This window comes from Hydrogenophaga sp. L99, assembly GCF_058731905.1.
On sequence record NZ_CM178972.1, the window covers coordinates 788,573 to 811,401 of the forward strand.

At 63.2% G+C, this 22,829-nt stretch carries 23 protein-coding genes; 4 read left to right on the forward strand and 19 right to left on the reverse strand.

The genetic code is table 11. The features are described from left to right. Entirely contained in the window at positions 1-393 is a 393-nt protein-coding gene (gene acpS / locus AC4QBL_RS03830) for a holo-ACP synthase (protein WP_472906547.1), read from the forward strand. Between the two features lie 34 nt (positions 394-427). Continuing rightward, positions 428-1,519 (forward strand): beta-N-acetylhexosaminidase, encoded by a 1,092-nt coding sequence (nagZ, locus tag AC4QBL_RS03835; RefSeq protein ID WP_472906548.1) that lies wholly within the window; start codon positions 428-430, stop codon positions 1,517-1,519. Here nagZ and AC4QBL_RS03840 read toward each other — a convergent pair whose 3' ends face one another. From AC4QBL_RS03840 to AC4QBL_RS03930, 19 genes are all read right to left on the reverse strand, one after another. Then, positions 1,520-2,176, reverse strand: a complete 657-nt coding sequence (locus tag AC4QBL_RS03840; RefSeq protein ID WP_472906690.1) for an LON peptidase substrate-binding domain-containing protein — start codon at positions 2,174-2,176, stop codon at positions 1,520-1,522. It lies immediately after the preceding gene. Positions 2,177-2,196: 20 nt separating this feature from the next. After that, the gene (gene accD, locus AC4QBL_RS03845) at positions 2,197-3,075 is read right to left on the reverse strand and encodes an acetyl-CoA carboxylase, carboxyltransferase subunit beta (RefSeq protein ID WP_472899481.1); all 879 of its coding nucleotides are present in this window, start codon (positions 3,073-3,075) and stop codon (positions 2,197-2,199) included. 164 nt (positions 3,076-3,239) lie between these two features. Then, positions 3,240-4,049, reverse strand: a complete 810-nt coding sequence (gene trpA / locus AC4QBL_RS03850) for a tryptophan synthase subunit alpha (protein ID WP_472899480.1) — start codon at positions 4,047-4,049, stop codon at positions 3,240-3,242. Beyond that, a complete protein-coding gene (gene trpB / locus AC4QBL_RS03855; protein WP_472899479.1) occupies positions 4,046-5,335 on the reverse strand; it encodes a tryptophan synthase subunit beta in 1,290 nt (429 codons plus the stop codon). The genes trpA and trpB overlap by 4 nt, the downstream gene beginning before the upstream one ends. A 47-nt stretch (positions 5,336-5,382) precedes the next feature. After that, entirely contained in the window at positions 5,383-6,090 is a 708-nt protein-coding gene (locus tag AC4QBL_RS03860) for a phosphoribosylanthranilate isomerase (RefSeq protein ID WP_472906549.1), read from the reverse strand. Further along, positions 6,087-6,869: a tRNA pseudouridine(38-40) synthase TruA gene (truA, locus tag AC4QBL_RS03865; protein WP_472899623.1), complete on the reverse strand. Its 783-nt coding sequence runs from the start codon at positions 6,867-6,869 to the stop codon at positions 6,087-6,089. The genes AC4QBL_RS03860 and truA overlap by 4 nt, the downstream gene beginning before the upstream one ends. Positions 6,870-6,944: 75 nt before the next feature. Then, entirely contained in the window at positions 6,945-9,605 is a 2,661-nt protein-coding gene (locus tag AC4QBL_RS03870) for a FimV/HubP family polar landmark protein (RefSeq protein ID WP_472906550.1), read from the reverse strand. Between the two features lie 283 nt (positions 9,606-9,888). Next, entirely contained in the window at positions 9,889-11,019 is a 1,131-nt protein-coding gene (gene asd / locus AC4QBL_RS03875) for an aspartate-semialdehyde dehydrogenase (protein ID WP_472899476.1), read from the reverse strand. Positions 11,020-11,102: 83 nt separating this feature from the next. Further along, complete coding sequence (gene leuB / locus AC4QBL_RS03880; protein WP_439114434.1) at positions 11,103-12,191, reverse strand: 3-isopropylmalate dehydrogenase; 1,089 nt, start codon at positions 12,189-12,191, stop codon at positions 11,103-11,105. Positions 12,192-12,224: 33 nt separating this feature from the next. Next, positions 12,225-12,875 (reverse strand): 3-isopropylmalate dehydratase small subunit, encoded by a 651-nt coding sequence (leuD, locus tag AC4QBL_RS03885; protein ID WP_472906551.1) that lies wholly within the window; start codon positions 12,873-12,875, stop codon positions 12,225-12,227. Then, a complete protein-coding gene (locus AC4QBL_RS03890; protein ID WP_472899474.1) occupies positions 12,876-13,007 on the reverse strand; it encodes an entericidin A/B family lipoprotein in 132 nt (43 codons plus the stop codon). Between the two features lie 11 nt (positions 13,008-13,018). After that, positions 13,019-14,440: a 3-isopropylmalate dehydratase large subunit gene (gene leuC / locus AC4QBL_RS03895; RefSeq protein WP_472906552.1), complete on the reverse strand. Its 1,422-nt coding sequence runs from the start codon at positions 14,438-14,440 to the stop codon at positions 13,019-13,021. A 125-nt stretch (positions 14,441-14,565) separates the two neighbouring features. Continuing rightward, positions 14,566-15,876 carry a citrate synthase gene (locus AC4QBL_RS03900; protein ID WP_472899472.1) on the reverse strand — a complete coding sequence of 437 codons (1,311 nt, stop codon included), beginning with the start codon at positions 15,874-15,876 and terminating at the stop codon, positions 14,566-14,568. A gap of 22 nt (positions 15,877-15,898) precedes the next feature. After that, the gene (locus tag AC4QBL_RS03905) at positions 15,899-16,207 is read right to left on the reverse strand and encodes an FAD assembly factor SdhE (protein ID WP_472906553.1); all 309 of its coding nucleotides are present in this window, start codon (positions 16,205-16,207) and stop codon (positions 15,899-15,901) included. Between the two features lie 19 nt (positions 16,208-16,226). Continuing rightward, positions 16,227-16,931, reverse strand: a complete 705-nt coding sequence (locus tag AC4QBL_RS03910) for a succinate dehydrogenase iron-sulfur subunit (RefSeq protein WP_322304660.1) — start codon at positions 16,929-16,931, stop codon at positions 16,227-16,229. Positions 16,932-16,970: 39 nt separating this feature from the next. Beyond that, positions 16,971-18,776, reverse strand: a complete 1,806-nt coding sequence (gene sdhA, locus AC4QBL_RS03915) for a succinate dehydrogenase flavoprotein subunit (protein ID WP_472906554.1) — start codon at positions 18,774-18,776, stop codon at positions 16,971-16,973. Between the two features lie 4 nt (positions 18,777-18,780). Beyond that, complete coding sequence (gene sdhD / locus AC4QBL_RS03920) at positions 18,781-19,146, reverse strand: succinate dehydrogenase, hydrophobic membrane anchor protein (RefSeq protein WP_472899469.1); 366 nt, start codon at positions 19,144-19,146, stop codon at positions 18,781-18,783. A 22-nt stretch (positions 19,147-19,168) separates the two neighbouring features. Beyond that, positions 19,169-19,600, reverse strand: a complete 432-nt coding sequence (gene sdhC / locus AC4QBL_RS03925; RefSeq protein WP_472899468.1) for a succinate dehydrogenase, cytochrome b556 subunit — start codon at positions 19,598-19,600, stop codon at positions 19,169-19,171. Between the two features lie 160 nt (positions 19,601-19,760). Continuing rightward, positions 19,761-20,591 carry a GntR family transcriptional regulator gene (locus AC4QBL_RS03930; protein ID WP_472906555.1) on the reverse strand — a complete coding sequence of 277 codons (831 nt, stop codon included), beginning with the start codon at positions 20,589-20,591 and terminating at the stop codon, positions 19,761-19,763. A 213-nt stretch (positions 20,592-20,804) separates the two neighbouring features. Between AC4QBL_RS03930 and AC4QBL_RS03935 the strand changes: the two genes are divergently transcribed. After that, entirely contained in the window at positions 20,805-21,791 is a 987-nt protein-coding gene (locus AC4QBL_RS03935; RefSeq protein ID WP_472906556.1) for a malate dehydrogenase, read from the forward strand. A gap of 18 nt (positions 21,792-21,809) precedes the next feature. Continuing rightward, positions 21,810-22,823, forward strand: coding sequence for an HpcH/HpaI aldolase/citrate lyase family protein (locus tag AC4QBL_RS03940; protein ID WP_472906557.1), 1,014 nt, complete (start codon positions 21,810-21,812; stop codon positions 22,821-22,823). The last annotated feature ends 6 nt before the right edge of the window (positions 22,824-22,829 follow it).

The window sequence follows — 22,829 nt, forward strand, 5'->3', positions numbered from 1 at the left end:
ATGATTTACGGCATTGGCACCGACATTTGTGACATCCGCCGCATCGAAGCCACCTGGCAGCGCCAGGGCGAGCGCTTTGTACGCAAGGTGCTGACCGATGCCGAGTTCGCGGTCTGGCAAACCCGCAGTGCCCGCTGGCCGCAACGGGGCTTGCGCTATCTGGCCACCCGGTTTTCTGCCAAGGAAGCCTTCTCCAAAGCCATTGGCCTGGGCATGCGCATGCCGATGACGTGGCGGCGCTGCGAAATCGTCAACCAGCCCAGCGGCCAGCCCGTGGTTGTGTTGCACGGTGAGTTGAAAACCTGGTTTGAAGCCCAAGGCTTGCGCGCCCATGTGACCGTGACCGACGAGACCGACTACGCCGCCAGCTTCGTGGTGGTCGAGCGCGGTTGACGGACTTTCTCCCCCTGCGAAACTTTCATTGACCATGCACCCACACGCACCCCTGATCATCGACGTGGCTGGCCACAGCCTCACAACCCCTGAACGCCAGCGCCTGGCGCACCCGCTGGTAGGGGGCGTCATTTTGTTTGGCCGCAACTGGAAAGACCGTGCGCAGCTGACCCGGCTGTGTCGTCAGATCAAGGCGGTGCGGCCCGACCTGCTGATCGCGGTGGACCACGAAGGTGGACGCGTACAGCGGTTTCGCACCGATGGTTTCACCCATCTGCCACCCATGGCCGCATTGGGTGCGCTCTGGATGGCGCCTGAACGCAAGGGCGACGTGGCGGGTGCGTCTGCGCTGCGCGCCACCAACGCAGCCGTGGCCACGGGCTTTGTGCTGGGTGCTGAGCTGCGTGCCTGTGGCGTGGACTTGAGCTTTGCCCCGGTGCTGGACCTGGACTACGGTGAAAGCTCGGTCATTGGCGACCGTTCCCTGGGGCGCGACCCGCGCATGGTGACGCTGTTGGCGCAGGCCCTGATGCTGGGTTTGCAGCAAAGTGGCATGGCCAACTGCGGAAAACACTTTCCCGGGCACGGCTTCGTGCGCGCCGACTCCCACCTGGCGATACCGGTGGACAAGCGCAGCCTGAAGGCTATCTTGGCCGAGGATGCCGCGCCCTATGGCTGGTTGTCCGCCAGCCTGCAGGCAGTGATGCCCGCGCATGTGATTTACCCGAAAGTAGACAGCCGACCCGCAGGCTTTTCACCGCGCTGGCTGCAAGAGGTGCTGCGTCATCAGCTGGGCTTCACGGGCGCCATCTTCAGCGACGACCTGAGCATGGAAGCCGCCCGCCAGATGGACGGGCGAGACCTGAGCTTTGCCGAGGCCGCACTGGCCGCGCTGGGCGCAGGTGGTGACATGGTGGTCCTGTGCAACCAGTCGGTGGTGGACGGCGGTGCGCCGATAGACGCCGCGATCAACGACTTGTCGCGCGCGGTGATTCAGGGCCAGTGGCAACCCAACCCCGCGAGCGAAGAGCGCCGCCTGGCGCTGTTGCCGCGCGGCGCAGCCATGGATTGGGATGCCCTGATGGTCAGCGAACGCTACATGCAGGCGCTCGCGCTGTTGCCCTGATCAGCGCTCCACGCCCATCCGGTCGAGCAGGTCGGAGATGAGTTCCAGCCGCACCAGCGGGTTGTCCAGCGTCATCAAGCGGTGTTTGAGTTCGGCCGGTGCGGGCAGCAGCTCGGCCCAGCGGTTGGCCACCCAGCCACAATCGTCCCAATGGTAGGGCGGCTGCAGAGGCAGCTCGTTCATCGCCTCGGGTTCGCGCTCCAGCAGGTTGTTCAACAAGCGTTGCAGCGCATCGCGTGTGCTGGCCAGGTCAGCAGGCACCGGTACCACGGGCTCTGCCTCGTCCAGCTGCACATCGCCCACCCACAGGCCGTGGGGTAACTGCTGGCTGGCCGTGACGTGAAAGCGCTGCAGTCCCCGGCAATGGATCATCAGCAGCCCGGGCTGCGGCCGTTCCAGCCGCTCAATGTGGGCGAGCGTGCCCACTGGGTAAAAAACCTCTTTGGCAAAGGCATCGCCGCTGGGCGGCGCGTTGGGGTCGATACGCCGCACCTCGCTGCCTTCGCGCAGACACACCACGCCAAACGGCGCGCCCGCCTTGTGGCAGCGGTTGATCATGTCCAGGTAGCGCACCTCGAAGATGCGCAGCGGCATCCAGCCGCCCGGGAACAACACCGTTTGCAGCGGAAACAGCGGCAGCTGTGACAGCGTGAGCATCCCGGCGTCGGATTCGGAGGTCAATCGCTGACCACCGCGTCGGCGCTCTGGCGCTGCAGCATGGCCAGGGTGTTGGCCACGGTGGAGCGCAGTTCGCGCCGGTCGCAAATGAAGTCCACCGCGCCCTTGGTTTGCAGAAATTCAGCGCGCTGAAAGCCCTCGGGCAGCTTCACACGCACGGTGTTTTCAATCACACGCGGGCCGGCAAAACCGATCAGCGCCTTGGGCTCGGCGATCACCACGTCGCCCACGAAAGCGAAACCGGCCGACACGCCGCCCATGGTCGGGTCGGTCAGCACGCTGATGTAGGGCAGGCCTTTTTTGGCCAGGCGCGTGAGTGCCGCGTTGGTCTTGGCCATTTGCATCAGCGACAGCAAGCCTTCTTGCATGCGTGCGCCGCCGGTGGCGGTGAAGCACAGAAAGGGCACTTTCTGGGCGATGGCTTCTTCGACACCGCGCACAAAGCGCTCGCCGACCACCGAGCCCATGGAGCCGCCCATGAAGTCAAATTCAAAGCAGGCCACCACCAGGCTGATGCCCTGCACAGCGCCACCCATGACGACCAGCGCATCGGTCTCGCCGGTGTTTTCCAGCGCCTCTTTCAAGCGCTCGGGGTACTTGCGGCTGTCCTTGAACTTCAGCGCATCCACCGGCAGCACTTCCTGACCGAGTTCGTAGCGGCCTTCGGCGTCCATGAAGGCGTTGAGGCGCGCACGGGCACCGATGCGGTGGTGGTGGCTGCAATGTGGACACACGTTCTGGTTTTTCTCCAGATCGTTTTTGTACAGCACGGCTTCGCAGCTGGGGCATTTGATCCACAAGCCTTCGGGCACGCTGCGGCGCTCGGTCGGGTCGGTGTGCGTGATCTTGGGTGGCAGCAGTTTTTCTAGCCAGGACATGGTGTGTTCTCCAAATATGAACGCGCTTGCAGCGCTTGGCGCCGCCCCATGAAGGGTTGGCCAGAGCAGCAGTGCGACAAAGCCGGTGCCGCATAGGCTGGGGTCGATTCGGCGCGGCGCGGTGTGCGTCTTTTGCTTGTCTGGGCGAATTAAAACACGGTCGGTCAGGCGTCCAAAGCCTTGCGGATGCCGCGCAGGAAATTGGACGCCACGGCCACCACCTTTTCGTGCGGCTCGTTTTCGATCAGCTGGATGATCTTGCTGCCAATCACCACGGCGTCGGCGCTGCGGCCGATGGCGCGGGCGGTTTCGGCATCCCGAATGCCAAAACCCACGCCCACCGGCACGTTCACATGGGCCCGGATGCGCGGCAGCATGGCTTCCACCTGGCCCACGTCCAGCGTGCCCGCGCCCGTCACGCCCTTGAGCGACACGTAGTACACATAGCCGCTGGCCACGCGCGCCACCTGCGCCATGCGCTCGTCGGTGGACGTGGGGGCCAGCAAGAAGATCAGGTCCATATTGTTCGCGCGCAGCGCGGCGGCGAAGGCTTCGCATTCTTCCGGCGGGTAGTCCACGATCAGCATGCCGTCCACGCCCGAGGCACTGGCGTCGCGCACAAAGCTGCCCTCGCCGTGCTTCTGGTCGTAGCGTTCCACGGGGTTGGCGTAACCCATCAGCACCACCGGCGTGGTGTTGTTCCGTTCGCGGAAGGTTTTCACCATGGCCAGCACCTGCACCAGGCCAATGCCCAGAGCCAGGGCGCGGTCGCCAGCTTTTTGTATCACCGGGCCATCGGCCGACGGGTCGGAAAACGGTACGCCGAGTTCGATCACATCGGCACCGGCTTCCACCATGCCGTGCATCAGGTCGGGGGTGATGTTGGCAAAAGGGAAACCTGCGGTGACGAACGGAATCAGGGCCTTGCGGTTCTGGGCTTTCAGCGCGCCCAGCGCTTGATCAATGCGGCTCATTTGGCGAATGCGATAGGAGAGGTTTCGGTACCGCCCTTGACCGACTGGCCACGGCAGCTGGGACGGCAATAGAAGTCGGCCTTGGACAGGTCGGCCACGGTGCCAATGTCCTTGTCGCCCCGGCCCGAGAGGTTGACCAGAATCGACTGGTCAGCGCGCATGGTTTTGGCCAGCTTCATGGCGTAGGCCACGGCATGGCTCGATTCGAGCGCCGGGATGATGCCTTCGGTGCGGCACAGGTAGTGGAAGGCTTCCAGCGCCTCGGTGTCGGTGATGCCCACGTATTCGGCACGGCCGATGTCTTTCAGGAACGCGTGTTCGGGACCCACACCAGGGTAGTCCAGACCGGCGCTCACGCTGTGCGTTTCGGTGACCTGGCCGTTGTCGTCCTGCAGCACATAGGTGCGGTTGCCATGCAGCACGCCAGGGCTGCCTTTTTGCAGCGAGGCCGAGTGCTTGCCGCTTTCCATGCCTTCACCGGCGGCTTCCACGCCGATCAGGCGCGTGGCCGCGTGGTTGATGTAGGGGTAGAAAATGCCCATGGCATTACTGCCGCCGCCCACGCAGGCCACCACGGCGTCGGGTTGCTCGCTGGTGCAGCCGGCGGCTTTGAGCATCTCGGGCATCTGCACCAGGCACTCTTCACCGATCACGCTTTGAAAGTCGCGCACCATCATCGGGTAGGGGTGCGGGCCGGCCACGGTGCCGATGATGTAGAAGGTGTTGTCCACGTTGGCCACCCAGTCGCGCATGGCTTCGTTGAGCGCGTCTTTCAGGGTGCGGCTGCCGCTTTCCACGGGCACCACGGTGGCACCCAGCAGCTTCATGCGGTACACGTTGGGGCTCTGGCGCTTCACGTCTTCACTGCCCATGTAAACCACACATTCCAGGCCGTAGCGGGCACAAATGGTGGCGGTGGCCACGCCGTGCTGGCCGGCGCCGGTTTCGGCAATGATGCGCGGCTTGCCCATGCGCTTGGCGAGCATGGCCTGGCCGATGGTGTTGTTGATCTTGTGCGCGCCGGTGTGGTTGAGGTCTTCGCGCTTCAAGAAAATTTGCGCACCGCCTTGCTCACGGCTCATGCGCGCCGCATGGTACACGGGCGAAGGACGGCCGACGAAATGGGCCAGCTCGCTTTGGAATTCGGCCAGAAACTCGGGGTCGTTCTGGTACTTGGCGTAGGCCGCCTTGAGCTCGTTGATGGCGTGCGTGAGCGTTTCGCTCACAAAACTGCCACCGTAGATGCCGAAATGGCCGCGCGCGTCGGGTTGCTGGTAGGTTTGCATGGGGTGTCTCGGGTCAGAGTGCCCGGCCAGGCCCCAGGGTAGTGGGCTCAGGCGGGGCGGCGGTGAATGGCTGCGTCGGCCGTTCGGACGGCAGCCACAAAGGCTTGCATCTTGTCCGGGTCCTTGACGCCTTTGCTGGCCTCAACCCCGGAACTCACGTCAACGGCCCAGGGCCGTACGCGGTTGATGCCATCGATCACGTTTGCAGGCGTGAGTCCACCAGACAAAACGAGGCGAGAGCTGGCGTTTAGAAGCGGATGTGACCAATTGAAAGCTGTCCAGTCGAAGGATTGACCGCCGCCGCCATACCCCTCGACATGTGCGTCGAGCAGCACGGCCTGTGAGGCTGCGAAGTCTTGCGCGTATTTTAGAAGATCAAAGCCCGCACCTGCGGCGCCTGCGGGAATACGGGCGGCGCGGATGTAAGGGCGTCCGGCTGCGGCGCAGTCGGCGGGCGTTTCGTCGCCATGAAACTGCACCAAGGCGTTGGGTACGGCCTCCAGCCCCAGGCGGATGTGCTCGGGGCTGGCGTTCACGAACAGCAGCACCGGTGTGACAAACGGCGGCAGGCGCCGGGCCAGCTCGCCCGCCCGCTCGGGCGTGACGTGGCGCGCGCTTTTGGCATAGAGCACAAAGCCCACGGCATCGGCTCCGGCGTGTGCGGCGGCGTCCACGTCGGTCTCGCGGGTGAGGCCACAAATTTTGATGCGTGTGTGGTGCACGGGGTTGGCGGTGTGCAGGGTTGTCGAGGTCATCCGGGTAACCAGTCGAAAGCGGCGGTTTGGGTGGGGATGCCCAGCGACTCGTCGTACAGCGGACCCAGGAAGTACAGGCCGTCGGGCGAAAACGTGGGTGCTGCGGCATCGCGGCTGCGGGCGTGTAGCACCTCGGTCATCCAGCTTGCCGGGTGGTTGCCGTTCCCGATGGCGATCAGGCAGCCCATGATGTTGCGGATCATGTGGTGCAGAAACGCTGACGCTTCAAATTCAAAGCGCCAGTAGGCGCCGCGGCGGGTGATGCTGATGCGCCGAAGTTGCTTCACAGGCGAGTGGGCTTGGCACTGGGCTGCGCGAAAGGATGAAAAGTCGTGCTCACCCAACAAGGCTTGGGCGGCTTCCTGCATGGGCTCCAGCGCCATGGGGCGAAACACCCAGCCCACCCGGCCGGCGTCGACGCTGGGGCGCACCGGTGATTCGAGCAGCACATAGGCATAGCGGCGGGCCACGGCGTTGGCGCGTGCGTGAAAATGGGGGGGCACCTGGCGGGCCCAGTGCACGGCAATGTCGTGCGGCAAAAAACGGTTGGTGCCGCGCATCCAGGCATGGTCTGGGCGGGTCACCGGGCTGTCAAAGTGGACCACCTGCATCAGCCCATGCACACCCGCATCGGTGCGGCCAGCGCACAGGGTTCTGATGGGGCCATGCGCGATGAACTGCGTCAGGGCGCGTTCCAGTTCGTCCTGCACCGTGCGCCCGCTGAGCTGGCTCTGCCAGCCATCGTAGGCACTGCCGTTGTAGCTCACGCCCAGCGCCATGCGCGTGGTGGCCACTTCCTGGGCGCTGTCGCGCGCTGATGCTTGCAAGAGACTTGTCCGCTCGGGCTCGCTGCTTCAGCTGAGATCGGCCAGGAACGTGCGGGCCTTGGTCTTGAGCGCGCCTGTGGCTTCGGCCAAGACTTCTTCAGCCAGTGAGCGAGCGCCTTCCAAGTCGCCAATGGCACGAAACTCTTCGGCCAGCGACAGCTTGGTGTCCAGCGGGTTCTCTTCGGTCAATTGGTCGCCTGGCTCGTCATCGGCCTCGCCGCCGCGGTGTTCCAGGTCCAGACTGATGTCGTTCAGGTCGAAGGACAACAGCTCGGCTTCTGCCGGACTTGCTTCAGCGGTCAGCGGCAATGGCTGGGGCTCATCGGCATCTTCGGCGGGGAGGTCAAACGCTTGTGGTTCGTCCAGGGCGAAGTCAGGTAAGACCTCACTGTCGTCAAACGTGGGATTGGACTCGACTGCAAGGCTTGGCGCGTCGCTGGTCTCGGCCTTGTCTCCCGCATTCAGCGCGGCGGGCTCGGAAGGGAAGTCCAGGTCGAAGTCCATCGACATGGAGGGCGGACCCGATTTGCTGTCGGCCGCGCTGGTGAGGGCGTCGGTGCTGTTGAGGTCGTCCATGCCTGACATGGCTGCGTCGCTGGGTGCCTGCAGGCTGGCTGGCATGGACGGTTCGTCCATGTTGAAGTCCAGGTCCAGATCCAGGTCGGTGTTGTCCACACCGGTGCCTGGGCCACTGTTTTGGGCCAGCGTGCTGCTGCCAAAGGGCATCGTGTTCATGGCGCCACCGGCCATAGCACCCGCCACAGCGCCAGCTTTGGCTGGCGGCGCGCCACCGGGCTGGTACAGCGCGTTGGTGGCATCGAGTTCCCGGCCCAACTCGCAGGCCTGTTCCCATTCCAAGCCCTGGCCCTGGGTCAGCCCATAAGCCTCCGTGGCCACGACTTCAAAGGCCTTTGCATCGCGCCGCTTGGCATAAATTTCGAGCAGCTTGTTGTGGATGGCCACCCGCTGTGGCGTGCTGCGCATGGCTTCTTTGAGAATCTCCTCGGCCTGCAGGTCACGGCCATAGGCCAGGTACACGTCGGCTTCTGCCACCGGGTCCACGTCGCCGGCCGCGTCGAGCTGGCTGGGGGAATAGACCATGGACGAGCCCGAGGCGCTGGCCTCGGCTGTGTCGATACGCTGACCACCGCTGGACCCAAAGAAAGAATCGGGCTGCAGTCGACTTTCCAGGAACGAGCTGTCAACGCCATTGCCTTTTTTGCGCTGACGGAACCGGTAAAACGCAAAACCGCCCAACAAAGCCAGCAGGCCACCCGCGGCGGGCAACACCAAGGGGTTGTCACGCAGCCCATCGATCAGGGAGGGCTCGTCGGGCAGCGGTGCCGGCATGGGCACAGGTGCTGCGACCGGTGGAACAGCCGGGGTCACGGCGGTGGTTTCTGTGGCCGCAGTCGGTGCGGTCTCGGTGTTGGAGGTCACGCTGTCGGTCGCACTTGCGAGCGCAGTCGAGGTGCTGGTGGTCACTTCGGTGGCCGTGGCCAACGGGGCTGTGGTGGGCACCGTCAGCGCTGGTGCAGGCAGCGCGGTGCTGGGGGTTGCGGTGGCGGGCGCTGTGGGCGCAACCGCGGCGGTACTGGTGCCGAGCTTGGCCAGCTCCTCGATGTTTTTGGACAGTTCAGCCACCCGGGTGGCGGCTTCTTTGGCTTGACGCTCCTGCGCAATTTTCTCTTCTGCGGCGGTCTGCGCAGGCGTGGCGCCTTTGGACAATGTCAGCTTGTCCTGGGCTGGCGCGACGGGTTTTTTGTCTTCCACCTCGGTCTGGATCCGGCCAGTGGCTTGGCGGTCAGCGGCGGCGACCGAGGCGGCGAGCACGGTACCTGCGAGGCGCCGACGGAACTCGTTGAAGTCCCGGCTTTGCGCCGCAATGATCTGGCGCGCTTCCCCGGGTGCCACGGTGCCTGCGTCGTTTTCGCCGGGCAGGTCAATCACCGAACCGGCTTTGATGCGGTTCACGTTGCCAGCGATGAAGGCGTTGGGGTTGGCGCGCAGCATGGCCACCAACATTTGGTCCAGCGATACGTTGGCCGGCCGGTTGGCTGCCGCAATGCGGCCAGCGGTGTCGCCAGCACGGACACGAACCTGACCACCAGGGGCTTCCTGTCGAGGTGCAGGTGCCGGTGCAGGACGAGCAGCGGGTGGTGCCGTGGGGCGTTCACGCACAACGGGCGGTGCCTGGGTGGCGGGGGCCACTGGGGCCAGTGGCGGCGTAGGCCTGGCCACGGGTGGCTGTGCCGGGGGCGCGGGCTGTGTGGCAACCGCTGCCGGCAAGGGGGCCACTGGCGTTGCGGTGCGCAAGTTGGGTGGGTCCAGCAGCAGTGTGTAGTCGCGCACGATGCGGCCCGAAGCCCAGTTGGCCTCCACGATCATGTCCACAAAGGGTTCGTTGACTGGGCGGCTGCTGGTGAGCCGCAAAAAGGCCGTGCCGTTGGCGCGGCGCTGCAGGCTGATTTGCAGGCTGCTGAGCGCGGGGTTGAAGTCCATGCCGGCAGCTCGGAAGGCCTCGCCCGAGGCCAGGCCAACGCGCAAGCTGGCCGCTTCGTCTGCATTGATGTCCGGCACATCGATTTCGGCCCGCAGCGGCTCACCCAGAGCCGACTGCACCACGATGCGACCGAGCGCAAGCGCTTGCGCTTCGCCAACCTGCGCCAGTCCGGTGCACAGCACCACCGCAGCAGCGATGGCATGTAACCGCGCAAAACCGCGTGAACCGGCTCCCCCGGAGTGGGTTGGAGCCTGGTGAGATGGGGTATGGCGGGAGTTGGATGGCACGTGGACCTCGACGTAAAAAACCGAGAATTGACCTTAACATCAACGGATTACAGTGACAAGCTGAGACTCCGCTTGAGTTTCAATGCCTACCTTCTGTCGCCGCAGGCCCGGTGTTCACGTTGCGATCTTGCAACGTGAACAAATGGGCACTTTGGAAGCCGCGCTGACGCGACGTTGGCTGTCAGGCGTCCAGCAAGATGCGCAGCATGCGGCGCAGCGGTTCGGCAGCGCCCCAGAGCAGCTGGTCGCCGATGGTGAAGGCGCCCACGTACTCTGGACCCATGGCCAGCTTGCGCACACGGCCCACCGGGATGGTCATGGTGCCGGTCACGGCCACTGGCGTGAGATCCTTGATGGTGGCTTCACGCGTGTTGGGCACCACTTTCACCCAGGCGTTGTCGGCCGCGATCATGGCTTCGATGTCAGCCACGGGCACATCCTTCTTGAGCTTGAAGGTCAGGGCCTGGCTGTGGCAGCGCATGGCGCCCACCCGCACGCAAAAACCGTCCACCGGAATGGCGGTTGAGCCAAAACCCTCGCCCATGCCGAGGATCTTGTTGGTTTCGGCCATGCCCTTCCACTCTTCTTTGGACATCCCGTTGCCCAGGTCCTTGTCGATCCAGGGAATCAGCGAGCCGCCCAGCGGTACACCGAAGTTGGCCGTCTCGGCGCTGCTCAGACTGCGCTGCTTGGCGATCACTTTGCGGTCGATTTCCAGGATGGCGCTCTTGGGGTCGTCCAGCAGCGACTTCACCTCGGCGTTGAGCGTGCCGTACTGCGTGAGCAATTCGCGCATGTGCTGGGCACCACCACCCGAAGCGGCCTGGTAGGTCTGGGTGCTCATCCACTCGACCAGACCCGCTTTGTACAGTGCGCCTACGCCCATGAGCATGCAGCTCACGGTGCAGTTGCCACCCACCCAGTTCTTGCCACCGTTGGCCAGCGCGTCTTTGATGACAGGCATGTTGACCGGGTCGAGAATGATGACGGCGTCCTGCTCCATGCGCAGGGTGGAGGCAGCATCGATCCAGTGTCCGTTCCAGCCCGCGGCGCGCAGTTTGGGGAACACCTCGCTGGTGTAGTCGCCACCCTGGGCGGTGATGACAATGTCACAGCGCTTGAGCGCGTCGATGTTGTACGCGTCTTGCAGCGTGGTTTCGTTTTTCGCCATCGCCGGGGCTTTGCCGCCGGCGTTGGAGGTGGAGAAAAACAGCGGTTCGATCAGGTCGAAGTCTTTTTCTTCAACCATGCGGTCCATCAGCACGGAGCCGACCATGCCGCGCCAGCCCACCAGTCCTACGAGTTTCGTCATTGCATTGCCCTTTCGAAGATAAAAAATCTCTGTATCCGCCCGGCTCGTCGTGCCGGGGGAGGGCGTGACGAACCGGAGCTGATTCAGCCCTTGGTAATGGTTTTGGTGATGGCCGCCACGACAGCGTCACCCATTTCCCGGGTGCCGACCTTGGTGGTGCCTTCAGACCAGATGTCCACCGTGCGCAAACCGGACGCGAGCACGTCCTGGACCGCAGATTCAATGCGATCAGCGGCTTGCGGCTGGTTGAGTGAGAAGCGGAGCATCATGGCAGCGGACAGTATTGTAGCCAGCGGGTTTGCAATACCCTTACCAGCGATGTCCGGCGCACTGCCGTGGCTGGGCTCATACAGACCCTGGTTTTTCGCGTTCAGCGATGCCGAAGGCAGCATGCCGATGGAGCCGGTGAGCATGGACGCCTCGTCGCTCAGGATGTCGCCAAACATGTTGCCGGTGACCACCACGTCAAATTTCTTGGGCGCACGCACCAGCTGCATGGCGGCGTTGTCCACATACATGTGCTCCAGCTCCACGTCGGGGTACTCGGCATGCACTTCGGTGACCACGTCTTTCCAGAACTGGAAGGTTTCCAGCACGTTGGCCTTGTCCACGCTGGTGACCTTTTTGCTGCGCTTGCGCGCCGCTTGGAACGCCACATGGGCAATGCGCTCGATCTCTGGACGGCTGTAGCGCATGGTGTCAAAGGCTTCCTCGGCGCCAGGAAAATGGCCGTCGGTGGCCACGCGGCGGCCGCGCGGCTGGCCAAAGTAGATGTCGCCGGTGAGCTCGCGGATGATCAGAATGTCCAGGCCCGAAATGATCTCGGGCTTGAGGCTGGAGGCACCTACCAGCTGTTCGTAGCAAATGGCCGGACGGAAGTTGGCAAACAGGCCGAGGTTTTTGCGCAGGCCCAGAATGGCTTGCTCAGGACGCAGCGGACGGTCCAGCGTGTCGTATTTCCAGTCACCCACGGCGCCAAACAAGATGGCGTCGGCAGCCTTGGCCAGGTTCAGCGTGGATTCGGGCAATGGGTGACCGTGGGCCTCAAAGGCGGCACCGCCTACCAGAGCGGACTCCATCTCGAACGGCAAGTCGAGCACGTTGAGGACTTTGACCGCTTCGGCGACGATTTCGGTGCCGATGCCGTCACCTGGAAGAACTGCGATTTTCATGGGTTGTCTGTCTGGGGTTGAGTGGGCGTCCGATCAGGACACCATCGTGTGGGCGAGCCACGGTTTCGTGGCAAGGCGCGCCGCTTCGAACGCAGCAATCTTGTCTTTGTGGCGCAGCGTCAGGCCGATATCGTCCAGCCCGTTGAGCAGGCAGTATTTGCGAAACGCCTGGACATCAAAGGGAATTTCATCACCCTGCGGTTTCACGATCACCTGGCGTTCCAGATCGATCGTGAGGCTGTAGCCGGGGAACGCAAACACCTCGTCAAACAACTGCGCCACCGTGGCTTCGGGCAACACGATCGGCAACAGGCCGTTCTTGAAGCAGTTGTTGAAAAAAATGTCGGCGTAGCTGGGCGCGATGATGGCGCGAAAGCCGTACTGGTCGATGGCCCAGGGGGCGTGTTCCCGGCTGGAACCGCAACCAAAGTTTTTGCGCGTCAGCAGCACCGATGCACCAGCGTAGCGTGGCTGGTTCAGCACGAAATCGGGGTTGGCTTTGCGGCTGGCCGGGTCTTGGCCGGGCTCACCCTTGTCCAGGTAGCGCCACTCGTCAAACAGGTTCGGGCCAAAGCCCGTCTTGCGAATCGACTTTAGGAACTGCTTGGGAATGATCGCGTCGGTGTCGACGTTTTCGCGGTCCATCGGGGCCACCAGGCCCTTGTGTACGGTGAATTTGTTCATTTACTTCTTCTTGGCGGCGTCTTCAAGCACCTGACCGGCTTTTTGCACGTCTTGGCCAACGCCTTGCACGGTGTTGCAGCCGGCCAGCGCCAGCGCAAAGGTCACGGACAACAGGGTTGCAATCAATTTCATGGTGTTTCCTTTCAGGCGAATTGACGAACATCGACGAAATGGCCATGCACGGCCGCAGCAGCGGCCATGGCGGGTGACACCAGGTGGGTGCGCCCACCGTTGCCCTGGCGGCCTTCAAAGTTGCGGTTGCTGGTGGACGCGCAGCGCTCGCCGGGCTCCAGCCGGTCGGCGTTCATGGCCAGGCACATCGAGCAACCGGGCTCGCGCCATTCAAAACCCGCTGCCTTGAAGATCTCGTGCAGGCCCTCGCGCTCGGCCTGCTCTTTCACCAAGCCAGAGCCCGGCACCACCATGGCCAGCTTGATGTTTTTGGCCACTTTTTGGCCGAGCTTCTTCACCACCGCAGCCGCCTCGCGCATGTCTTCAATGCGGCTGTTGGTGCAGGAGCCGATAAACACCTTGTCCACAAAAATGTCGTTCAGCGCTTTGCCAGGCTGCAGGTCCATGTAGACCAGCGCGCGCTCAATGGCGCCGCGTTTGTTGGCGTCTTTTTCCTTTTCAGGATCGGGCACCGAACCGTCAATGCCCAGCACCATTTCGGGCGAGGTGCCCCAGGTGACCTGCGGCAGGATCTGGGTGGCGTCGAGCTCGACCACGGTGTCAAACACCGCGTCGGCGTCGGATTGCAAGGTCTTCCAATAGGCCACGGCCAGGTCCCATTCCAAGCCGGTGGGCGAGAGCGGGCGGCCCTTGACGTACTCAATGGTTTTTTCGTCCACCGCCACCAGGCCTGCGCGTGCGCCGCCTTCAATGGCCATGTTGCACAACGTCATGCGGCCTTCAATCGACAGGGCGCGGATGGCCGAGCCGCCGAATTCGATGGTGTAGCCCGTGCCACCGGCGGTGCCGATTTTGCCGATGATGGCCAGCACGATGTCCTTGGCGGTCACGCCTTTGGTGAGCGCGCCTTCCACCTTCACAAGCATGTTTTTGGCTTTTTTGGCCAGCAGCGTCTGCGTTGCCATGACGTGCTCGACCTCGCTGGTGCCGATGCCGTGTGCCAGCGCGCCGAAAGCACCGTGCGTGGAGGTGTGGCTGTCGCCACACACCACCGTCATGCCGGGCAGGGTGGCGCCGTTTTCAGGGCCAATCACATGCACGATGCCCTGGCGCTTGGACATGAAAGGGAAGAAGGCCGCAGCGCCAAATTCAGCAATGTTGCTGTTCAGCGTGGTGATCTGCTCTTTGCTGATCGGGTCGGTGATGCCGTCGTAACCCAGCTCCCAGCCCGTGGTGGGGGTGTTGTGGTCGGCGGTGGCGACGATGGAACTCACGCGCCAGACCTTGCGACCGGCCTGGCGCAGGCCTTCAAAGGCCTGCGGGCTGGTGACTTCGTGCACCAGATGGCGGTCAATGTAGAGCACGGCGGTGCCGTCTTCTTCGGTATGGACGACGTGTTCGTCCCAGATTTTGTCGTAGAGCGTGCGTCCCATGAATGTCCTGTGAGGGTCTTCGGAACCCATTATTTTAAGTGTTGCGCAAACAAAACGCCCGCAGCGCTGTCAGCGTGCGGGCGTGCGGTCGATGCCAGCGGCCCAGGGGCCACGGCATGGGTGAATCAACGCTCGTTGACGGGCTTCACGTTGCGCGTGGTCGAGCCGGTGAACAGCTGGCGGGGACGGCCAATTTTGTACTCGGGGTCGCTGATCATTTCGTTCAACTGGGCGATCCAGCCCACGGTGCGGGCCAGAGCAAAGATACCGGTGAACAGGTTCACAGGAATACCAATGGCGCGCTGCACGATGCCAGAGTAGAAGTCCACGTTGGGGTAGAGCTTGCGGCTGACGAAGTACTCGTCTTCCAGCGCGATCTTTTCCAGCTCTTTGGCCAGCTTGAACAGCGGGTCGTTTTCCAGGCCCAGCTCGGCCAGCACTTCATTGCAGGTTTCCTGCATCAGCTTGGCGCGTGGGTCGTAGTTTTTGTACACGCGGTGGCCAAAACCCATCAGCTTGACGCCGGAGTTTTTGTCCTTGACCTTTTCCATGAACTCGCCGACCTTGCTCACGCCGCCCTGGCGCTGGATGTCTTCCAGCATGTTCAGGCAGGCTTCGTTGGCGCCGCCGTGAGCGGGGCCCCACAGGCAGGCCACGCCCGCGGCAATGGCCGCAAACGGGTTGGTGCCCGACGAGCCGCACAGGCGCACGGTGGAGGTGGAGGCGTTTTGTTCGTGGTCGGCGTGCAAGATGAAGATGCGATCCAGCGCGCGTTCCAGCACAGGGTTGACCACGTACTCTTCGCAAGGCGTGCCAAACATCATGCGCAAGAAGTTGCCCGAGTAGCTCAGGTCGTTGCGCGGGTACATGTAAGGCTGGCCGATGCCGTACTTGTAGGCCATGGCCACCAGCGTGGGCATCTTGGCGATCAGGCGGATCGCGGCGATCTCGCGGTGCTTCGGGTTGTTGATGTCCGTGCTGTCGTGGTAGAAGGCCGAGAGACCGCCCACCAGACCGGTGAGCACTGCCATGGGGTGTGCGTCACGGCGGAAACCGCGCATGAAGAACTGCATCTGCTCGTTCACCATGGTGTGGTTGATCACGAGCTTGTGAAAGTCGCTGCGTTGCGTTTCGTTGGGCAGTTCGCCATTGAGCAGCAGGTAGCAGGTGTCGAGGTAATCGCACTGCGTGGCGAGCTGCTCGATGGGGTAGCCGCGGTACAGCAACTCGCCTTTGTCGCCGTCGATGTAGGTGATGGCCGACTGGCAGGACGCGGTGGACAGAAAGCCGGGATCGTAGGTGAACATGCCGGTCTGGCCGTACAGCTTGCGGATGTCGATCACGTCCGGGCCAACCGTGCCGGCATAGACCGGCAGTTCGACGCTGGGGCTGCCGTTGGAGAACGACAAGGTGGCTTTGTTGTCTACGAGTTTCATGCGGTTTCCTTTTAAGGGAGTCTTAAACGGGTTGCCGGGCTGCGCGAAGCATGCCCAGTACAAGGAGGACATCGCCGTGGCTGACGGTGTCACTGGCCAAATCGCCCTGGGGAGGTTTGCGGCCGAGCAACAGATCGAGAAGATCGTTGTCGGACAAATCCATTAGAACCCCCAGAGCTTCAGCCTGCCTGACAGTCAAGCCAGAAGCGTGCCTGGCGAAGAGCTTTTCGATGAACAGGTCGTTCTCAAGCAGGCCGCGCCGGCAGCGCCAGCGCAGTTTGCTCAATCCGCGTTCGTCGAGCAGCGCGTCGCTGGTGGTACTGGCGTCCATGGTGTGTCGGATGATGTGCTCAGATCGAGCGCATCACCATCATTTCCTTGATCTTGCCAATGGCCTTGGTGGGGTTCAGGCCCTTTGGGCACACGTCCACGCAGTTCATGATGGTGTGGCAACGGAACAGGCGGTACGGATCTTCCAGATTGTCCAGCCGCTCGGCAGTGGCCTGGTCGCGGCTGTCCGCGATGAAGCGGTAGGCCTGCAGCAAACCGGCAGGGCCTACGAACTTGTCGGGGTTCCACCAGAAGCTGGGGCAGCTGGTGGAGCAGCTGGCGCACAAAATGCACTCATACAAACCGTTCAGCTCGTCGCGCTCTTCAGGGCTCTGCAGGCGCTCGGTCTGGGGTGGTGGCGTGTCGTTGATCAGGTAGGGCTTGATGCTGTTGTACTGCTTGAAGAACAGCGTCATGTCGACGATCAGGTCGCGCACCACAGGCAGGCCAGGCAGCGGCTTCAACGTGATCACACCGGGCAGCGTGTTCATGTTGGTCAGGCAGGCCAGACCATTTTTGCCGTTGATGTTCATGGCGTCTGAGCCGCAAACACCTTCGCGGCAAGAGCGACGGAAGGAGATCGTGGGATCTACCTTCTTGAGTTTCATCAGCGCGTCGAGCAGCATGCGCTCGTGGCCGTCGAGTTCGACCTCGATGGTCTGCATGTACGGCTTGGCGTCCTTTTCCGGGTCGTAGCGGTAGATCTTGAATGTGCGAAGTGCCATGGTGTTTTTCTCCGGGCTTTTTCAGTTCGGGACGCGCGCTTAGAAGGTCCGCACTTTGGGCGGGACCGAGGCCACGGTCAGCGGCTTCAAGTTGACGGGTTTGTACGACAGGCCGTTCGTGGCGCTGTCCCACAGCGTGTGCTTCATCCACTCGGCGTCGTTGCGCCCCAGCGGGAACTGCGCGTCGTCGGCTGGGCGCTCGTAGTCGTTCACGGTGTGGGCGCCACGGCATTCGTGGCGGGCGGCGGCAGACGTCATGGTGGCCTGTGCGGCTTCCATCAGGTTGTCCACTTCCAGCGCTTCGATACGGGCGGTGTTGAACACCTTGGACTTGTCGCCCAGGGTGATGTTGGCCACACGCGAACGCAGGGCGTTGATCTTGGCCACGCCTTCGTCCATGGACGCCTGGGTGCGGAACACGCCGGCGTGCTGCTGCATGATGGCGCGCATGTCGTTGGCAACGTCCTGGGCGTATTCACCGCTGGTCGTATTGTCCAGGCGCGCCAGGCGGGCCAGGGTTTTGTCAGCGGCGTCGGCTGGCAGCGGCTTGTGGGTCTTGTTCTTGTCGTTGAATTCGACAATGTGGTTGCCAGCGGCGCGACCAAACACCAGCAGGTCCAGCAGCGAATTGGTACCCAGGCGGTTGGCGCCGTGCACCGAAACGCAAGCGCATTCGCCCACGGCATACAGACCGTTGACGATTTTCTGCGAGCCGTCGTCGGCGGGTGCGACCACCTGGCCGTGGATGTTGGTCGGGATGCCGCCCATCTGGTAGTGGATGGTGGGCACGACCGGGATTGGTTCGCGGGTGATGTCCACGTTGGCAAAGTTCACGCCAATTTCGTACACCGAAGGCAGGCGCTTGTGAATCGTCTCGGCACCGAGGTGGTCGAGCTTCATCAGCACGTAGTCTTTGTTGGGACCACAGCCACGGCCTTCCTTGATCTCCTGGTCCATGCAGCGCGACACAAAGTCGCGCGGTGCCAGATCTTTCAAGGTGGGCGCATAGCGCTCCATGAAGCGCTCGCCTTCGCTGTTCAACAAAATGGCGCCTTCACCACGGCAACCTTCGGTCAGCAGCACGCCCGCGCCGGCCACGCCGGTGGGGTGGAACTGCCAAAACTCCATGTCTTGCAGTGGCACACCCGCACGAGCGGCCATACCCAGGCCGTCGCCGGTGTTGATGAACGCGTTGGTGGAAGCCGCAAAGATGCGACCAGCACCGCCGGTGGCCAGCAAGGTGGTTTTGGCTTCAAGAATATAGGTCTCACCCGTTTCCATTTCCAGCGCCGTTACGCCCACCACGTCGCCGTCGGCATCGCGGATCAGGTCCAGCGCCATCCATTCGACAAAGAAAGTGGTCCGGGCGGCGACGTTTTGCTGGTACAGCGTGTGCAGCATGGCGTGGCCAGTGCGGTCGGCCGCGGCACAGGCGCGCTGCACCGGCTTTTCGCCGTAGTTGGCGGTGTGGCCGCCAAACGGGCGCTGATAAATGGTGCCGTCGGGGTTGCGGTCGAATGGCATGCCGAAGTGTTCGAGCTCGTAAACCACTTTCGGGGCTTCGCGGCACATGAACTCGATGGCGTCCTGGTCGCCCAGCCAGTCGGAGCCCTTGATCGTGTCGTAGAAGTGGTAGTGCCAGTTGTCTTCGCTCATGTTGCCCAGCGAGGCCGACACGCCACCCTGCGCCGCCACGGTGTGCGAGCGGGTGGGGAACACTTTGGACAGCACGGCCACTTTCAGGCCGGCGCGCGCGAGTTGCAGCGAGGCGCGCATGCCGGAGCCGCCGGCTCCAACAATCACGACGTCAAATTGGCGCTTGGGAAGATTTGCAGTTGCGGTCATGGCTTTAGAGCCTCCAGAGAACTTGAACAGCCCAGCCCAGACAGGCCACGAGCCAGACGATGGTGAAGACGTGCAGCACGAGGCGAACGCCTGCGGGCTTGACATAGTCCATCCAGATGTCGCGCATGCCGATCCACACGTGGTAGGCCAGGGCGACGAAGATCACGAAGGTGAGGGCTTTCATCCACTGAGCGGCAAAAATGCCCGCCCAGGTTTCGTAGCCGATGGGGCCACTGGTGAAGACCACCTGCGCCAGCACCAGCAGGGTGAACAGCGCCATGAGGGCGGCGGTAACGCGCTGCGCCAGCCAGTCGCGCAGGCCGTAGTGGGCGCCGGTGACGACGCGGTGAGAACCGAAATTGACAGACATGTTGTTATTTCCTCGCGGTGGATCAGTACAGGCCAAACAGCTTGGCACCCAGCACCACCGTCAAGCCGATGCTCAGCACCAGGGTGACGATGGCCGACGACTTGCCAAATTCCTTGCTCACCGCATGGCGCGCGTCCATGTAAAGGTGGCGCACACCGGCGATGAGGTGGTGCAGATAAGCCCAGATGATGGCGAGAACCACCAGCTTGAAGAACCAGCCCGGCACGAAGCCCAGACCCACCGAGAAAGCAGCGCTGAAACGCTCGAACGACAGTTCGGACGACACCGAGGTGTCAAACAGCCAGACGATCAGCGGCAGCAGGATGAACATCAGGCCTCCGCTGGCGCGGTGCAGGATCGACACCCAGCCTGCCGGGGGCAGGCGGTACGTGGTGAGGTCCTTGAATGCGTTGATGTTGCGGAACTCGGGCCGCTTCTTGGTCAACTCGGTCATGGTGGGGGCTTTCTTCCGGGGAGGACAGGGGGTTTGGAAGGGGGATGTAACTCGTTGGTAACTTAAACCACGGGCTTGCAAATTCTATTGCAACGCAGCATACCGGAGGCTGACACTCGGATGTTCGCTCTGATTTTCATGGCACTGGTGCGCGCGTGGCTTAGCTCAATTCGTTGCGGTAGTGGCGCGATTCGGTGCGGTACAGACCGCGGCGCAGTTCCATGGGCACGTCGTTGTAGGTGTAAGCCAGGCGCTCCACGCTCAGCAGTGGGTGGCCCTCGGGCACGCCCAGCAGTTGCGCGGCGTCGGCGTCGGCACTCACCGCCTTGATCTTTTCGGTGGCGCGCACCATGCGCACGCCAAACTGCGTTTCAAACAACGCATACATCGCCCCTTTGTCCTCAGACAAGGTTTCCAGCGTCAGCCCTTTGAAGGGGCCACCAGGCAACCACAGGTCCTCCAGGATGGCGGGCGAGCCGGCAAAGGCCAGCACGCGCTTCACTTGCAGGATCGGGTCGCCTGTTCGCAGCGCGAGCTGGCGCGCCACCTCGGCGCTGGCGCGCAGGCGGCGGCATTCGATGATGCGGCGCTCGGCCGGGCCCTGGCCAGCAAGGTCACCGGTGTCGGGCAGCAGGCGCAAAAAACGGTATTGGGTGTGCTGCTCGGCATGGGTGGCCACATAAGTGCCCTTGCCCTGGCGGCGCACCAGCAGGTTGTCGGTGGCCAGCTCGTCTATGGCCTTGCGCACCGTGCCCTGGCTGACACGAAAGCGCGCTGCCAGGTCGAACTCGCTCGGGATCATGTCGCCCGGCTTCCATTCACCCGCCTGCAAGCTGCGCAGGATCAGCGTTTTGATTTGCTGGTACAGCGGGCTGAAGGCCGGCGCACCGTGGCTCACCGGGCCCGCGCCATCGGCTGGCGCGCCGCCTTCGGCCGCAGGGCGGCTGTCTTGCGGGGGCTGATCAGGGGAGGATGCGGGTAGGGTGGCCATGGGTTCTGTGGACTCTGCGGTACCGCTGGGTCTGCGCAATCATATCTTATATAAGACATAAGACAAATTGACGTATCAGGGTTTGCGAGGGTACACTCTGCGCCAGACCTTGGTGCTGGAGCTGCGGGTTTACCCCATGGTTTTCGGTGTTTCAGGGATCGCACCGCGCCCCTCATTTTTATTTTTCCAACGTCCTTTTATGGAGTTTTCACCATGAGCAAGAAGCCCGTTCGTGTTGCCGTTACCGGTGCCGCTGGTCAGATTGGTTACGCCCTGCTGTTCCGTATCGCTTCCGGCGAGATGCTGGGCAAAGACCAGCCCGTGATCCTGCAATTGCTGGAAATCCCCGACGAGCGCGCCCAGAAAGCGCTCAAGGGCGTGATGATGGAAATTGAAGATTGCGCGTTCCCGCTGCTGGCTGGCATGGAAGCCCACAGCGACCCGATGACCGCCTTCAAGGACACCGACTACGCGCTGCTGGTCGGCTCGCGTCCCCGTGGCCCAGGTATGGAGCGCGCCGAGCTGCTCGCCATCAACGGCGCCATCTTCACCGCCCAGGGCAAGGCTCTGAACGCCGTGGCCAGCCGCGACGTCAAGGTGCTGGTGGTCGGCAACCCTGCCAACACCAACGCCTACATCGCCATGAAGTCGGCCCCCGATCTCAAGCCCGGCAATTTCACCGCCATGCTGCGTCTGGACCACAACCGCGCTGCCAGCCAGCTGGCTGCCAAGACCGGCAAGGCCGTGTCCTCCATCAAGAAGCTGGCCGTGTGGGGCAACCACTCGCCCACCATGTACGCCGACTACCGTTTCGCCACCATCGACGGCGCTTCGGTCAAGGACATGATCAACGACCAGGAATGGAACGCCAACGTGTTCCTGCCCACCGTGGGCAAGCGTGGCGCCGCCATCATTGAAGCGCGCGGCCTGTCCAGCGCTGCCTCGGCCGCCAACGCCGCCATCGACCACATGCGCGACTGGGCGCTGGGCACCAACGGCGAGTGGGTCACCATGGGCATCCCTTCGCAGGGCTGGTACGGTATTCCGAAGGAAGTCATGTTCGGCTTCCCCGTCACCTGCGCCAACGGTGAATACACCGTGGTTGAAGGCCTGGAGATCGATGCGTTCTCGCAAGAGTGCATCAACAAGACCCTGGCCGAGCTGGAAGGCGAAAAAGACGGCGTGAAGCACCTGCTGTAACCGCTTGGTAACTCCGCTGTGAACGCCCATCCGCGCAACATCCTTGCAGGGGCCCAGGCCGGCGCGTTTGCGCTGCCGGTCTGTGACCACTACAGCGGGGTGGAAGCGCGCATGCGCAAGAGCCTGCAACTGCAGACCGAGATGACCGACGAGTTCGGTGCGTGCGTTTTTGACGTCACGCTCGACTGCGAAGACGGCGCTCCAGTGGGTGGCGAAGCCGAGCATGCCGCGCTGGTGGCCGAGTTGGCCCTGGCGGCCAGCCCGCAAGCCCGCGTGGCAGTGCGCGTGCACCCGGTAGACCATGCGCATTTTGATGCCGACGTGGCCGCGATTGCCGGCCTGGCAGCCGCGCGCCTCACGCACCTCATGGTGCCCAAGGTGGAGTCGGTGGCCGACGTGCAACGCGCTGTGGACGCCCTGGACGCTGTGGGCGCCAGCACCTTGCCTTTGCATGTGCTCATCGAATCGCCCGCAGCGGTGCACCGGGCGTTTGACATCGCGGCACATCCCCGGGTGCAAAGCCTGAGTTTTGGTTTGATGGACTTTGTCTCGGCCCACGGCGGCGCCATTCCAGCGAGCGCCATGGGTGTGGCGGGCCAGTTCAGCCACCCGCTGGTGCTGCGCGCCAAGCTGGACATGGCTTCTGCGTGTCACGCCCACGGCAAAGTGCCCTCGCACTGCGTGGTCACCGAGTTCAAAGACCTGGCGGCGCTACAAGCTGCGGCGCGCAAGGCCGCGAACGAACTGGGCTACACCCGCATGTGGAGCATCCACCCCGACCAGATCCGCACCATCGTGGCGGCTTTTGCGCCAGATGAGGGCGAGGTGCAGGACGCAGCCGCCATCATCGAACGCGCCGCCATCGCCGGCTGGGCGCCGGTGCAGTTTGAAGGGCGCCTGCACGACCGCGCCAGCTACCGCTATTACTGGCAGTTGCTGGAACGCGCGCACCACACCGGGGTGCAGCTCCCCGAACCGGTGCAACGCTATTTCGTTTCGACCGCCGCCGGGGCCCGCCCTGGGCGGCATTGAGCTTGC

Excerpts from the sequence above, each read along its gene's own strand:
- leuB (WP_439114434.1), bottom strand. The coding sequence starts at position 12,191 with ATGAAAATCGCAGTTCTTCCAGGTGACGGCATCGGCACCGAAATCGTC.
- sdhD (WP_472899469.1), bottom strand. The coding sequence starts at position 19,146 with ATGTCTGTCAATTTCGGTTCTCACCGCGTCGTCACCGGCGCCCACTAC.
- AC4QBL_RS03935 (WP_472906556.1), top strand. The coding sequence starts at position 20,805 with ATGAGCAAGAAGCCCGTTCGTGTTGCCGTTACCGGTGCCGCTGGTCAG.
- leuD (WP_472906551.1), bottom strand. The coding sequence starts at position 12,875 with ATGAACAAATTCACCGTACACAAGGGCCTGGTGGCCCCGATGGACCGC.
- accD (WP_472899481.1), bottom strand. The coding sequence starts at position 3,075 with ATGTCCTGGCTAGAAAAACTGCTGCCACCCAAGATCACGCACACCGAC.
- AC4QBL_RS03860 (WP_472906549.1), bottom strand. The coding sequence starts at position 6,090 with ATGACCTCGACAACCCTGCACACCGCCAACCCCGTGCACCACACACGC.
- AC4QBL_RS03890 (WP_472899474.1), bottom strand. The coding sequence starts at position 13,007 with ATGAAATTGATTGCAACCCTGTTGTCCGTGACCTTTGCGCTGGCGCTG.
- trpB (WP_472899479.1), bottom strand. The coding sequence starts at position 5,335 with ATGCAAACCTACCAGCAACCCGACGCGCGCGGCCATTTCGGCATCTAC.
- truA (WP_472899623.1), bottom strand. The coding sequence starts at position 6,869 with ATGGCGCTGGGCGTGAGCTACAACGGCAGTGCCTACGATGGCTGGCAG.
- AC4QBL_RS03910 (WP_322304660.1), bottom strand. The coding sequence starts at position 16,931 with ATGGCACTTCGCACATTCAAGATCTACCGCTACGACCCGGAAAAGGAC.
- AC4QBL_RS03900 (WP_472899472.1), bottom strand. The coding sequence starts at position 15,876 with ATGAAACTCGTAGACAACAAAGCCACCTTGTCGTTCTCCAACGGCAGC.
- AC4QBL_RS03905 (WP_472906553.1), bottom strand. The coding sequence starts at position 16,207 with ATGGACGCCAGTACCACCAGCGACGCGCTGCTCGACGAACGCGGATTG.
- sdhC (WP_472899468.1), bottom strand. The coding sequence starts at position 19,600 with ATGACCGAGTTGACCAAGAAGCGGCCCGAGTTCCGCAACATCAACGCA.
- sdhA (WP_472906554.1), bottom strand. The coding sequence starts at position 18,776 with ATGACCGCAACTGCAAATCTTCCCAAGCGCCAATTTGACGTCGTGATT.
- asd (WP_472899476.1), bottom strand. The coding sequence starts at position 11,019 with ATGACGAAACTCGTAGGACTGGTGGGCTGGCGCGGCATGGTCGGCTCC.
- acpS (WP_472906547.1), top strand. The coding sequence starts at position 1 with ATGATTTACGGCATTGGCACCGACATTTGTGACATCCGCCGCATCGAA.
- trpA (WP_472899480.1), bottom strand. The coding sequence starts at position 4,049 with ATGAGCCGCATTGATCAAGCGCTGGGCGCGCTGAAAGCCCAGAACCGC.
- nagZ (WP_472906548.1), top strand. The coding sequence starts at position 428 with ATGCACCCACACGCACCCCTGATCATCGACGTGGCTGGCCACAGCCTC.
- leuC (WP_472906552.1), bottom strand. The coding sequence starts at position 14,440 with ATGGGACGCACGCTCTACGACAAAATCTGGGACGAACACGTCGTCCAT.
- AC4QBL_RS03840 (WP_472906690.1), bottom strand. The coding sequence starts at position 2,176 with ATGCTCACGCTGTCACAGCTGCCGCTGTTTCCGCTGCAAACGGTGTTG.
- AC4QBL_RS03930 (WP_472906555.1), bottom strand. The coding sequence starts at position 20,591 with ATGGCCACCCTACCCGCATCCTCCCCTGATCAGCCCCCGCAAGACAGC.